Source organism: Microbacterium sp. zg-B185, from assembly GCF_030246885.1.
Lineage (GTDB): Bacteria > Actinomycetota > Actinomycetes > Actinomycetales > Microbacteriaceae > Microbacterium.
In genome coordinates, this window is sequence record NZ_CP126739.1 from 2,120,767 (window position 1) to 2,133,738 (window position 12,972).

Sequence of the window (12,972 nt, forward strand, 5' to 3'; positions counted from 1 at the left end):
GACTCCCAGCCCATACTCACCCGAGCACACGCCGGAGGTAGGGGTTGTCGAACATCCGGTCGGGGTCCAGCCGATCGCGCAAGGCGACGAACTCGTCGAACCGCGGGTATCGGCCCCGCAGCATCCCGGCGTCCAGCGAGTGCAGCTTGCCCCAGTGCGGGCGACCCTCGAACCCGATCATGATGTGCTCCACGGCCTCGAAATACTCCGCGTGATCCTCCCGCCAGTAGCGGTGCACGGCGATGTATCCGGACGCACGCCCGTGCGCGGTCGACATCCACACGTCATCGGCTGCGGCGAAGCGCACCTCGACCGGGAAGGCGATCCGCCACCCGCGGTCCTCGATCAGCGCGCGCACGGCCTCGAACGCGGGTCGGACGTTCCCGGCCGGCACCGCGAACTCCATCTCGCGGAAGCGGACGAATCGTTCTGTCGCGAAGACGCGGGCCGAGGCATCCGTGAATTCGCGATCGCTCCACACTCTGGCTGAGAGCCGGTTGATCGCCGGCGCCGCGGCCGGGACCGTCCGCGCGATGCTGCAGGCGAGCTGGTGGGCCAGGCCACCGACGGCGACGTCGTCGACCCATCTGCGCAGCGGCGGCAGCGGGTGACGCACGGCGCTCTCCGGCAGGCGCGTGTTGGTCTTGGTCATCGCCAGCTCGGTGTGCGGAAACCAGTAGAACTCGAAGTGATCGGACGCCGCGACGAGCGAGTCCAGACTGCCCAAGACCGCATCCAACGGCTCAGGGCGCTCCACCGCGTGCAGCAGGAAGGCGGGCACGCACTGCAGCGTCACTTCCACCAGGATGCCCAGCGCACCCAGACCCAGAGCGACGGCCCCGAGCAGGTCGGTGTTCTCGTTCTCATCCACCGTGAGCAGGTCACCGCCCGCAGTGATCAGCGTCACGCCGGTCACCTGCGTGGCCAGGCCGCCGAAGCGCGCCCCGGTGCCGTGCGTGCCGGTCGAGATCGCCCCGGCGATGGATTGACGATCGATGTCCCCCAGGTTGGGCATGGCCAGTCCATACGGCGCCAGCAGCTTCGGCACCTGATGCAGCCGCGTGCCGGCGCGCAGGGTGACCCGTGCGCGGTCACGGTCCACTGAGACGAGCCCGGTCAGGTCGGTCAGATCCAGCAGCACGCCGGGGGCCAACGCGATGCCGGTGAAGCTGTGACCGGCGCCGACCGCCTTGAGCGGCATCCCGCGCGCAGCGGCGGCCTGGACGGAGCGCTGCACGGCGGCGGTCGAGGCGGGCGCTTCGACCCGCTGCGGCCGGACGGTCTCGGTGCGACTCCAGTTGTGCCACGTTCCGCCGAGACGGGTCACAGGAAAGCCTTCCCCTCGCCCCGGTAGGTGGGCGCTTCGCCGACCGCTCGTCCGTCCTCCACCAACCGGTAGCGCTCCACCCGCTCGGCCAGCTCTCCGCTCTTGGCATGACGGAACCACACCCGGTCGCCGACGGCGAGCGATCGTGCGGAATCCCCCCGCAGCGGGGTCTGCACCTCGCCGGCCCCTTCGCGCGCCAGCATGGTCAACCCCGCCGGCCACACCGGCATCGGCTGGCGCGAGGCCAGCGGCGGGCCGGACGCGATCCAGCCGCCGCCGAGGACCGTCGCGATCTCCGGCATCGGCTTTCGCACGACCTCGAGGCCGAACGCGGCCGCCGGCGCCGGATCGAACGCGCGATAGCCGTCGAAGAGATGACCGGCCAGCAGCCCGCTCCCCGCGGTCAACTCGGTGACGGCCAGATCGGATGCGGTCAGCTCGAGCGATCCGGTTCCCCCGCCGTTGACGAACTCCAGCGGGGCGATGTCCCGCAGCGCCGACACGACGACGGCCCGCCGTTCCAGGAGCTCCTGTGCGGAGCGGCGCTGCATCCAGCGGATGATGCCGTCCCCGGCGCCGGTGGCATCTCCCTGGCCCGCTATCTGCGCCTCGTACATCATGAGACCGACCAGGCGGAAGCCGCGCCGAGCAGCGATCGCGCGAGCGAGGCCGGCCACTTCGCCCGGCTCGTGCAGCGGCGAACGCCGCACACCGATGTGCCCCAACCCGGGAGCGCGCCACGATGCATCGGCGTCGATGGCGACGCGGATCGTCGCACGCGCTGCGGGGGCCGCCACTGCATCGACCAGATCCAGCTGCGCGAGGTCGTCCACCATCAGGGTGACCCGGGATGCGGCCCGGTCATCGGCGGCCAGGCGGGCGATCGCAGCGCGGTCCGCCGTCGGGTACCCCATCACCACGTCGTCATGCTCTTCAGCGAGCCAGAGCGCCTCGGGAAGGGCGAAGGCGAGGATGCCGGAATATCCGGGCAGTGCGAGCACGGCATCGAGCACGTCCCGCACGCGGACCGATTTGCTGGCGACGCGGATCGGTACCCCGGCGGCCCGCACCAGCATGTCGAGGGCGTTGTATCGCAGGGCGGGAAGACTCAGCGCTGCAACCGGCCCGGAGATCTCCGCGACGGCAGCGTCCACCGACCTCCAGTAGACGGCGGGGTCCGCCCAGGGCGTCCCCGAGCCGGCGGTGGAGAGCAGGTCGATCGTCACGGCATCACGTTCTCCGGCGAGGGGAAGCACATGGCGTAAGCCTAGGGCTGCGCCGGAAAGGGTTCCGCACACCGTCCTGCGGATGGTGCGAGGAACCGTACCCCCGGTGGGATTCGAACCCACACTTGGGCGATAGAGGGTTGCGAATCACTCGGCAACACCCTCTCCCTACGTGGCGTGGCGGCCACGGCTCCGTGCACACAAGACAGCAGCCCGCACGCGCCTCTGTCGACCATCCGGGAGACCACGCGCCGCGGTGTGCTGGAAGGAAGACGGGTGGCCCCCCTCCGGGAATCGGGGGAATCCCCGAAGAGAGGCTGACACCTGTCGGCGTCGCCAGGCGTCGTGCAACATTTGACGCCCCGCGTCCATTCACCTGGGGGCGAAGGACGCGGGGCGTTGATGTTGAAACTCGTGATCACCTCCACCAGCTCATGAGCCAGCGTAGGAACCCCCAGAGTTCAGCGAACATGTCGACCTCCCCACCGTTGTCGTATGAGTTCCGATCATCCGGTACCACGCTCCTGCACCTCAATACCTCCGTCTCCCCAGAAAACCCCTCCGCACCGAAGCGGACAGTAGGGGATGCGCGGTGCGGGGTACGCGGAGATACGTCGTCGTCGTCGAGTGGACGCCGTGGCCGCCGACCAACGTCGCGTGGCGGAACGCGGTGAGCCGACGACAGTGCGTGCCTCAATCGTCCTCGGTGAGTCCCTCGTAGAACCCGACGACCGTTCGGAGGGTTGGCACCACCGCCGCCTGGGACAGATGTGCACGGTAGTAGGGCCTGCGATCAGTCTGGTTCTTCCGTGGCGCCTCGAGTTCTTCCTCGACGTCGCCGAAGTCCGACCATCGCATCATCGCGCCGGTAACCACCGCAAGCCCCGGATGCAGATGATCGCTCGGAGACAGCTCACCGAAGGCTGACTCCACCACCAGCGAGTGGGTATTCACGTTGCGCACTAGGTTCAGCGCACCAGTGAGCTGACCGTCCGGCGTTCCGTCGACGGCATCCCAATAGACGTTCTTGAGCCGTTTATGCAAGGCATCCTGTACCCGGTACACCAGCGCCAGTGCGGATTCCACGGCCCGGCGCCGGCTGTCAGCATCCGTCGCTACGTCCAGTACCTCCGCGTGGAACGTGATGTCGTCCAGCATCGTTTGGATTTGTCGTTCGAGCACACGTCGAATCGTAGGGCGGTCGACCCCATAGCGGCTACGACGAATAACGCCCCCGAACCCACCCAATAAGGGGTGAGCCCGAGGGCGTCAGGAGCCAATGTTGCCAGCCTCGCCGGGCACGGAGGACGGCGAGGATCTAGATCGGGACCCCAGTTCAATGCATTCGGCAGCGAGCTATTGGTCCTTCAGAGGCTCAGGCGGACATCGTGAGCTGGCGGAGAAGGAACCTCCCACGAGTGGTCACACTTCTTGCACTCGAATGCGGCGCGAACCGCCACGCGGGCGTCCATGGCTTCGATGTTGTGCGAGCCGCACTCAGGGCAGGTCATGCACTCAGTGTGCCAGCGACGGGTCACACCCGGGTCCACCCGCTGAATGTTCTGAGTTGCCGGCGGGGATGGGAGAACCCAACTGACCGATGCGGTGCTCCGTCTAAATCTGCGCTGGTCGCTCGCTCGGCCTCAGCGGCTGTTCTGGGGCATCGAAGGGCGCATGTGTGCGGTGATAGCAGCGCGAGAAGTACGCGTTGGAAGAAGGTAGGAACTGCAGCACGACGGCCACCACATTTATGGCCGCAGCGATACAGTTCAGCGCAGTCACATACCCGAAATGGAAAGTGATGACCGCGAGGCCCAGTCCGGCCAGCGCCGTGAGGACTGTACGGGCCCAAACGTGGCCGCGGAGCATGAACCACGCGAACACCAGTCGGGCCAGGCTCCAGGCCGCAAGCAGCACCCCGATCCCCGCTGCCCTCTCGCTGTGGCTGGCCGGCACCGCGAGCAGATGGCCTGGGGAGGGGACCGCGGAAAACAGGAGTACCGCGCTGACCAGACCTACCGCCGTGCCCAATATCCACAACCCAGACGCCCATGTCACGGCACGGGGGTGACCTTGGTGGTCTGCATCGCTCGTGGGCATGATCCTCCAGCAGATTCCCGGCCGACCCTACCCGGTTGATCGCAAGATACCCCGATTCGCATATGAGGACAACGATGGCGGGCACACGACGAAAGACGCCCCCGAACCCACCCGGTGAAGGGTGAGCCCGAGGGCGTCAGGGCGTTCAGAGTAAGCGTTCGATTGGGGGCACAAGCGACCGACTACATCCAGATTCTGCACGAGGGACCCGACCGACTTCAACGCTCGCGATGTTCGCTGAAAACAGCGAGTAAATAGCGAATGCGCCCCATCCGGCCGGAGCCAGTTGGGGCGCATTGCGCGGAATCACGCGGGAGAACCGTACCCCCGGTGGGATTCGAACCCACACTTGGGCGATTTTAAGTCGCCTGCCTCTGCCGGTTGGGCTACGGGGGCGTGCACGCGGGCCCGCCTCCACGGTACCGGTCAGCCGCGTGCGGAGACCTGCTTGGGTGCATCCGCCACGACGGGCGCCTTGACGGGAGCCGCCTCGACGGGCTGCGGCGTGCGCGGGCGAGCGGCGAATTCTTCGAAGACGTACCGCGGATCCTGGACGGCCTGCAGATTGACCAGGTCGCGGCCCAGCCACAGGTTGTTCCACCAGCCCCACACGACCCGGAACTTGCGCTCCCACGACGGCATCGCCAGGCCGTGGTATCCACGGTGCGCGACCCACGCGATGAACCCCTTGAGTGCGAGGTTGCCGGATTGGAAGACGCCGTTGTACAGACCGAGGCCGGCGACCGCGCCCAGGTTCTTGTGGAAATACTCACGCGGCAGCTCGCCGCGCAGGACCGCCACGAGGTTCTTGGCGAGCAGCTTTGCCTGGCGGACGGCGTGCTGCGCGTTCGGAACACAGTATCCGCCGACGCCACCGCCGGACAGGTCGGGAACGGCCGAGACATCCCCTGCTGCCCAGGCGCCCTCGACGATCTCGTCGTCGGTGCCCACGCGGAGGTCGGCGCGGGTCTGGATGCGACCGCGTTCCTCGACGGGCAGGTCTCCGCCGCGGACGACGGTCGGGTTGGCCATGACGCCGGCAGTCCAGATGATCAGGTCGCTCGGAATCACCTCCCCGGTGGACAGCTCGACGTTGCCGCCGAGGGCGCCGGTGACCTGGGTGTCCAGGTGCACGTAGGCGGCGCGCTTGGCGAGATCCTTCAGCACCCATTCGCTGGTCTTCAGCGACACCTCGGGCATGATCCGGCCCATCGCCTCGATGAGGTGGAAGTGCGTGTCGTCGAAGGTGATCTCCGGGTAGCGCGCCACCAGCGACGACGCCAGGGAACGCAGTTCTGCGAACACCTCGATTCCCGCGAACCCGCCGCCGACCACGACGACCGTCAGCAGACGGTCCCGCTCGGGTCCGGGCGGAAGCGTGGAGGCCTTGTCGAAGTTGGACATCAGGCGGTCGCGGATCGCGACCGCCTCCTCGATCGTCTTGAGTCCGATCGCGTTGTCGGCGATGCCCGGGATCGGGAACGTGCGCGAGACGGCCCCGGCGGTGACCACGATCTGGTCGTACTCGAGTTCGTAGGGCGCACCGGCGATCGGGGTGATCGTGGCGACTCTGTTCGCGTGGCTGATCCCGGTCACCTTGGCGGCGACCACCGTGGTGCGCTTGAGGTGGCGGCGCAGCGCGACGACGGAGTGCCGGGCTTCGATGGATCCGGCCGCGACCTCGGGCAGGAACGGCTGGTAGGTCATGTACGGCAACGGGTCGACGATGGTCACCTCGGCCTCGCCCTTGCGCAGATGCTTCTCGAGCTTCCAGGCAGTGTAGAAGCCCGCGTAGCCGCCACCGACTATGAGGATTTTTGGCACGGTGTTGCTCACGTGGGGAGTACTCCTGGGGATCAGCGGCTCGGCGCCCGTGACGCCAATCGGATACGTCGGACAGCTGCGATGACGCCGAGAGCCACAAGTATAGCGGTGGCTGATCCCCCCATCAGCGGCAGCGTGCCATAGAGCAGCGAATCCGTCGAGGGCAGCAGCGGGGTGGAGACCCGGCGTGCGGCATCCGAGGGGGGCAGCGGCGGCACCTCGACAGGCTTGACCGTCGGGGCCGGCTCGGGGTCGGTCTCGGCACGACGGTAGAGGCGGATCCACTCCTCCAGGCTGCCCATGGGGTTGGCGGTGACCGCGGGCACGTTCGCCGAGACGGCCGCCGCGGCATCCACGAGTCCGTACCCGTACAGCGGATCTGGCACCGCCCGTGCGGATGCCACGGGCCGGGCGGTGCGGATGATGCGGTTGATGACGTTGGCGGCGTCCAGATCCGGGTGGGCGGCGCGCACGAGCGCCGCGACGCCGGCTACGATCGGCGCGGCGCCGCTGGTGCCGTTCCACAGCACGAGCCGGCCGTCGGCAGACACCCCGACGAGATCCTCACTCGGTGCCGAGACGCCGATGGTGATGCCCTGGGTGGATGCCTCGAGACTCGCCCGCCCGGACGGATCGACGCCGGCCACCGTCAGCACGCCGGGGATCGTTGCCGGCGCGCCGACGCGGGACGTGCCGCTGCCCCGGTTTCCGGCGGCGACGACGACGACGACGTCGTGTTCGTGGGCGTACAGGAACGCGGAGTCCCAGCTCTTGTCCCAGTCCAGTGTGTTGGTGGTCAGCGACAGGTTGATCACGTCGGCGCCGTTGTCGACCGACCACCGGATCGCCTCGGCGATCTGCTCCGTGAAGGGCACCTTCGCGGACGACCCGAAGCCGACCGATACCGAGAGCAGCTCCGCCTGCGGCGCGACGCCGATCATCCCGGTCGACGGGCCGGTGCCGCGTGCGGCGGCCAGCGAGGCCACCCAGCTGCCGTGATTGGAGTCCACGGCGCCGACCGGCGCGCGACCGTCCGGTGCGCCCGTTCCCGACACGTCGGTCCCGCCGACCACCGCGCCCTCGAACTCCGCCGGACCGCGAGCGATCCCGGTGTCGATGATCGCGATCCGCACTCCCGCGCCCCGAGTGGTGGCCCACGCCGCCTTGACGCCGTAGTCGTCGAGCCAGTACTCCGCGGCGCGCACCGGATCCTGCGCGGATGCGTCCGGGATCACGGCCGACCCGGTCAGCAGCACCACGGCCAGCGCGGAGGCGCAGACGGCCAGCAACGGCCGGATCATGCACCGCCTCCCGGTTCGGCGCATACGCAGCGCAGCGGCGACCACGAGGACAGCGCCAGTGCGCGGTCGCCGATCGGGTTCACGCCGGGTCCCGCCGCGAGCGAATGCGCCACCAGCGCGTGCAGGCACTTGATCCGGGTGGGCATGCCCCCGGCCGAGATCCCGGAGATCTCCTCGACCGCACCGAACCCCGCACGGTCGCGCAGGTACGCCTCGTGGGCGCGCTGGTACGCGTCGGCGAGGTCGGAGTCCGCCTCCAGGTCGTCGCTCAGCGCGCGCATCACCTGCCCCGCCTCCAGCCCCGACATGGCGGCGGTCGCGGCCGGGTGAGTCAGGTAGTAGAACGTCGGAAACGGCGTTCCGTCCTCGAGGCGAGGTGCCGTGGCCGCCACCGTCGGGTTGCCGCACACGCAGCGCGCGGCGATCCCCACGACGCCGCGGGCGGGTCGCCCGAGCTGGGCACGCAGGACGCGCAGATCAGTCTCACGAACGGGCGGGAACGGCGGGGTGGTCACGCCGCCCAGGGTACCGTTCCGCGGCTGGGACGACGCTGGCCGCCGGTGCCGCCGAGGTCACGGAGTGCCGGCCGGCGTCTCTTCCGGCGCGATGTCGGGAACCCCGATGGAGGGCGGCGCGACGGTCTGGGCCATCCCCGCCTCCGTCACGGAGCGGACGAACTGCGCCATCCAGTCCGTGCGGGTCTGCTCGACATCGCCGCTGACGGCCGCCTGCTCCTGTGGGACCAGCGCCGCGGGAAGGTCGTTGTCCACCAGGTAGACGACCTCGCCGGGCTTGACGTAGTAGAGCCGCTCCCGCGCCTGCGTGGTGATGTAGGCCGGGTCGGTCCAGCGGTCGCGCTGCGCTTCCAGGTCGGCGACGTCCTCCCGGCTGACCTGCACCGCGGCCTGCAGCGCCGCGATCTGCTGGCGCTGGTCCACGTACGTGCCGATCGTCGGCACGAGGACGAACGCGGCCAGGACCACGAGTCCGAGCATGATGACCATGAATCCGGACAGGCGGATGCCGCCGAGCCAGCCCCGCACGTCCACGGGCTGCCGCGCTGCGGTGCGGCGGGGAGCCCGTTCCGGGCGGGCGGCGCGAGAGGGGGGAGCCGTCATCTTGGCCACGGCTCCCCCTCTCGTTCACTCGCCGGCACGCGGCGATTCGGTCTGCGGTGCGCTATCCCTGGTACCGGGGGAACGCGGAGCGGCCGGCGAACTCCGCCGCATCGCCCAGTTCCTCTTCGATGCGCAGAAGCTGATTGTATTTCGCGACGCGCTCGCTGCGGGCGGGCGCGCCGCTCTTGATCTGGCCGGAGTTCACGGCGACGGCGAGATCGGCGATGGTGGTGTCCTCGGTCTCGCCGGAACGGTGCGAGAACATCGTGGTGTACCCCGAGCGGTGCGCCAGGTCGACGGCGTCCAGGGTCTCCGAGAGGGTTCCGATCTGGTTGACCTTCACCAGCAGCGAGTTGGCCACGCCGCGCTTGATCCCGTCCGCGAGACGGGTCGGGTTGGTGACGAACAGGTCGTCTCCGACGAGCTGGATCTTCGAGCCCAGCTTGTCGGTCAGGTGCTTCCAGGCGTCCCAGTCGTCTTCGGCGAGCGCGTCCTCGATGGTGATGATCGGATAGGCGTCGGCGAGCTCGATGTAGTACTCCGTGAGCTGCTCGGCCGTCCAGTTCTTCCCTTCGAACGCGTACGCGCCGTCCCGGAAGAACTCGGTGGCCGCGACGTCCATGCCGAGGGCGATGTCGGTGCCGGGTGTGAAGCCGGCCTTCTCGATGGCGGCGATCAGGAAATCCAGACCTTCGCGGTTGCTGGGCAGGTCGGGGGCGAAGCCGCCCTCGTCGCCCAGACCGGTGGCGTACCCGGCGGCCAGGAGCTCGCCCTTGAGGACGTGGTAGGTCTCGGTGCCCCAGCGCAGCGCTTCGGCGAACGTCGAGGCGCCGATCGGCGCCAGGAAGAACTCCTGCATGTCGATGCCGTTGTCGGCGTGCGATCCGCCGTTGATGACGTTGAACAGCGGGACGGGCAGAATGTGGGCGTTCGGTCCGCCGAGGTAGCGGAACAGCGGCAGATCGGCAGAGTCTGCAGCCGCCTTGGCCACCGCGAGGCTCACGCCGAGGATGGCGTTGGCTCCGACGCGCTTCTTGTTCTCGGTGCCGTCGACCTCGATGAGGATCTCATCGACGATGCGCTGCTCGCTGGCTTCCACACCTTCCAGGGCCGGGCCGAGCTCATCGATGACCGCGTCGACCGCCTTCAGCACGCCTTTGCCGCCGTAGCGGGTCTTGTCTCCGTCGCGCAGCTCGTACGCCTCGAATGCGCCGGTCGACGCGCCGGAGGGGACGGCCGCTCGCTGGACGATGCCGTCATCGAGAAGGACCTCCACTTCGACGGTCGGGTTTCCGCGCGAATCCAAGATCTCGCGCGCGTTGACTGCCTCGATAAGTGCCACGGAGGACTCCCTGTCGGTTCGTGAGGGGGCGGGGCGGAGCGTCGTCGGTCCGCAGTCGAGTCTAGTGACGGGGATGCCGCGGCCACAGGCCGCGTCATCCCCGGCGCTCCGGCTCAGACCACGAGAGCGATCGCGACCCCGTCCCAGCCCTTCAGGTCCAGCGTCTGAATGGCCGTCGCATCGAAGCGCGGGTCACGGCCGAGCATCTCCAGCCCGCGCTGGGTGCCGATGACCTGCGAACTGGTGGTCGCCGGATCGGCGACCTCGCCTGCGCGGCCGATGTTGTCCACCACCACCACGGTGCCGGGGTGTCCGAGGCGTGCCGCCCAGTCCAGGTAGATCGTGTTGGACTCCTTGTCGGCGTCGATGAAGACCAGATCGAACGGCTCCTCGCCGTCCAGCATCGGGAGCACGTGTTCGCCGCGGCCGATCCGGATGTCGACCTTGTGACCGACGCCGGCACGGTCCAGATTCGCCCGCGCGATCGCCGCGTTCCGGGGCTCGGCCTCGATCGTGACCACCCGGCCGTCATCGGGGATGCCGCGCGCCAGCCAGATCGTCGAATACGCGCCCAGGGTGCCGATCTCGAGCACCCGCCGTGCCCCGGCGATTCGCGCGAGCAGGTGGAGGAGTTTGCCGTTGACCGGCGCCACCTCGATGGGCGGCAGCCCCGCCGCCTCCTGCTCCGCGATCGCCGCCTCCAGGTCTGGGTCGCGCCCGACGAGTGTCTCGGTCAAGTAGGCATCCAGGCGCCGCCAGACGGCGGGAGTGGGTTCAGACACCGCTCCACTTTCGCTGGCCGCCGCGGGCACGTCAAGGGCGTCCGCGCGGGTCAGCTATGGACGCGTCCGACCAGCGCCTGCAGCAATCGCGCCCCTGTCTCGGCGTCGTCGACCGTGACGACGAACCGCTTGCCGTTGCGGCGCGTGACCTCGATGGCTGCCCCTCGCCGCTGCACGACGCCGAAACGGCGATCGGGGCTCAGCCGCAGCCCCCAGCCGCCGAACTCCCCCATCGGATCGACGAACACGCACGAGACGGACGCCACCTCGTGGATCGGCACGCGCAGCCTTGGGAGGCCGAGCACCGAGTCCACGCGAAGTCCGGTCGCGTCGACCCGCACGCGGAACGCGACATTCGCGGCCGTGAGCGCGAACACCAGCACCGTGACCATCGTCAGCGTCCAGCAGGTGGCCGCTGACGCACCGGTGATCCATGCCACGAGCGCGCTCACGCCGACCGCCCCCACGGCTATGGCGAGGGCGATCACCACACCGGGCGCCACGCTCGTCGTCCGCAGCCACACCGCGCGCTCATCTTGCTCGAGCGGCAACGCCGCCGCGGGCTCATCCGCCGCGCGGGTGTCACTCTGTGCGGGCTGTGCGAACCACGCGACCACACCCACGAGGACTCCTGCGGCGACGGACCCGATCATGCTCCAGCCCATGGTGGGCGGCTCCGCGCCGCCCGCAGGCCCCGCCTGCATGGCGAAGGTCCAGGTGGCGGCGGTGACCACCAAGGCCGATGTCCCTGCGGCAACCGCGCCCATCAGCCGGTAGGTGGCGCCTCGGCCCCCACTGCGCAGGCCGGGCAGGGTCGTCAGGCCGATCAGCGCGGAGACGCCGATGCCGAATCCGACCGTCACCAAGGGCTGCGTCCAGACCGGGGCGAAGCCGTCGGCCTCGCCTGCGCCGTTCCAGTGCATCGCGATCGTCGCGGGCATCACCGGAAGCAACGCCAGCTGAATCACCACGCCGACCAGGGCGATCGCCCCCGGAACGATGAGCGCGACGATCACGAAGCGGCGGATGGCAGGGACAGCGTCAGCGGTCACGGGCGATCTCCTTCACAAGAGAGGCAAGAGTGTCGGTCGAGAGGCCGAGCGCACGGGCGCGGTCGACGAGGGAGGCGATGTCGTCGTGGAGCTGCGCGAGCGGGGCGGCGGCGGCGGTCACGACCGCTCCCCTGCCGCGTCGCATATCGACGAGTCCTTCGTCGCGCAGATCCTGGTATGCGTGCAGGACGGTGTGGAGGTTGACACCCAGCGCGTCCGCGACATCCCGAGCAGAGGGCAGGCGGTCGCCGGGGAGCAGACGTCCGGCCGCAGCATCCGCTCGGACAGACGCGGCGACCTGCGCGAACAGGGGTTCCTCGCTTGACGGGTCCACTCTCAGCAGCATGCTCTGATTCTATAACAACTAGAACAGTTGTAGAGAACGCACAGCCGATGGCTGGCGGAGCGCGGAATTCCGGCACACTGCCACCTATGCGAGTCACTCCCCGCCGCCTGGCCTGGGGCATGAGCCTGTGGGCGCCGAACCTGTTCTCGGGCATCCGCGTCAAGCGCTTCGCCGACGACTGGACGAGCGCCACCGTAGAGCTTCACGTGAACGTCCTGACCCGCAACTACGTCAAGACGGCCTTCGGCGGCTCGATGTCGGCGATGACCGACCCGTACTTCTTCATGCTCGTGATGCACCAGCTAGGGCGCGAGTACGTCGTCTGGGACAGCCGTGGTGAGATCGAGTTCGTGAAGCCCGGGCGCGGGGTGCTGACGGCGCACTTCGGAGTGCCACCGGGCAAGGCCGCCGAGCTGCGCGAGCGCGCGCGGGGCGGCGCCAAGGTGCTGGAGTGGTTCGAGACCGAGATCACGGATGCCTCGGGCGATGTCGTCGCGCGCGTACGGCGCCAGGTCTACGTGCGCGAGAAGAAGCGCGTCACCCAGGCTGCATGA

Annotated in this window: 13 protein-coding genes and 1 tRNA gene; 1 reads left to right on the top strand and 13 read right to left on the bottom strand. The window is 69.0% G+C overall.

The window, feature by feature from the left end; translation table 11 throughout:
- Nucleotides 1–16 precede the first annotated feature (16 nt).
- The 13 genes from QNO12_RS10215 to QNO12_RS10275 all read right to left on the bottom strand — a co-directional run bounded on the left by QNO12_RS10215 (nt 17) and on the right by QNO12_RS10275 (nt 12,418).
- Entirely contained in the window at nt 17–1,327 is a 1,311-nt protein-coding gene (locus QNO12_RS10215) for a D-arabinono-1,4-lactone oxidase (RefSeq protein WP_257502356.1), read from the bottom strand.
- Nucleotides 1,324–2,553 (bottom strand): type III PLP-dependent enzyme domain-containing protein, encoded by a 1,230-nt coding sequence (locus QNO12_RS10220; RefSeq protein WP_257502355.1) that lies wholly within the window; start codon nt 2,551–2,553, stop codon nt 1,324–1,326. Before QNO12_RS10220 ends, QNO12_RS10215 begins: the two co-directional genes overlap by 4 nt.
- Nucleotides 2,554–3,246: 693 nt before the next feature.
- On the bottom strand, nt 3,247–3,711 hold the full coding sequence (locus tag QNO12_RS10225) for a hypothetical protein (protein WP_257502354.1): 465 nt from the start codon (nt 3,709–3,711) through the stop codon (nt 3,247–3,249).
- 456 nt (nt 3,712–4,167) lie between these two features.
- Nucleotides 4,168–4,653, bottom strand: coding sequence for a hypothetical protein (locus QNO12_RS10230; protein ID WP_257502353.1), 486 nt, complete (start codon nt 4,651–4,653; stop codon nt 4,168–4,170).
- Between the two features lie 322 nt (nt 4,654–4,975).
- Nucleotides 4,976–5,049, bottom strand: a tRNA-Leu gene (locus QNO12_RS10235).
- 30 nt (nt 5,050–5,079) lie between these two features.
- The gene (locus tag QNO12_RS10240) at nt 5,080–6,477 is read right to left on the bottom strand and encodes an NAD(P)/FAD-dependent oxidoreductase (protein ID WP_257502628.1); all 1,398 of its coding nucleotides are present in this window, start codon (nt 6,475–6,477) and stop codon (nt 5,080–5,082) included.
- 32 nt (nt 6,478–6,509) lie between these two features.
- Nucleotides 6,510–7,775: a S8 family serine peptidase gene (locus QNO12_RS10245; protein WP_374113551.1), complete on the bottom strand. Its 1,266-nt coding sequence runs from the start codon at nt 7,773–7,775 to the stop codon at nt 6,510–6,512.
- The gene (locus QNO12_RS10250) at nt 7,775–8,293 is read right to left on the bottom strand and encodes a DUF501 domain-containing protein (protein WP_257502351.1); all 519 of its coding nucleotides are present in this window, start codon (nt 8,291–8,293) and stop codon (nt 7,775–7,777) included. The genes QNO12_RS10245 and QNO12_RS10250 overlap by 1 nt, the downstream gene beginning before the upstream one ends.
- A gap of 57 nt (nt 8,294–8,350) precedes the next feature.
- Entirely contained in the window at nt 8,351–8,896 is a 546-nt protein-coding gene (locus QNO12_RS10255) for an FtsB family cell division protein (RefSeq protein WP_257502627.1), read from the bottom strand.
- A gap of 61 nt (nt 8,897–8,957) precedes the next feature.
- Nucleotides 8,958–10,238, bottom strand: coding sequence for a phosphopyruvate hydratase (eno, locus tag QNO12_RS10260; RefSeq protein ID WP_257502350.1), 1,281 nt, complete (start codon nt 10,236–10,238; stop codon nt 8,958–8,960).
- A 113-nt stretch (nt 10,239–10,351) separates the two neighbouring features.
- The gene (locus QNO12_RS10265) at nt 10,352–11,020 is read right to left on the bottom strand and encodes an O-methyltransferase (protein ID WP_257502349.1); all 669 of its coding nucleotides are present in this window, start codon (nt 11,018–11,020) and stop codon (nt 10,352–10,354) included.
- Between the two features lie 50 nt (nt 11,021–11,070).
- Nucleotides 11,071–12,072, bottom strand: coding sequence for a DUF1648 domain-containing protein (locus tag QNO12_RS10270; protein ID WP_257502348.1), 1,002 nt, complete (start codon nt 12,070–12,072; stop codon nt 11,071–11,073).
- Nucleotides 12,062–12,418, bottom strand: a complete 357-nt coding sequence (locus QNO12_RS10275) for a GntR family transcriptional regulator (RefSeq protein ID WP_257502347.1) — start codon at nt 12,416–12,418, stop codon at nt 12,062–12,064. The genes QNO12_RS10270 and QNO12_RS10275 overlap by 11 nt, the downstream gene beginning before the upstream one ends.
- Before the next feature lie 86 nt (nt 12,419–12,504).
- Between QNO12_RS10275 and QNO12_RS10280 the strand changes: the two genes are divergently transcribed.
- On the top strand, nt 12,505–12,972 hold the full coding sequence (locus tag QNO12_RS10280) for a DUF4442 domain-containing protein (RefSeq protein ID WP_257502346.1): 468 nt from the start codon (nt 12,505–12,507) through the stop codon (nt 12,970–12,972).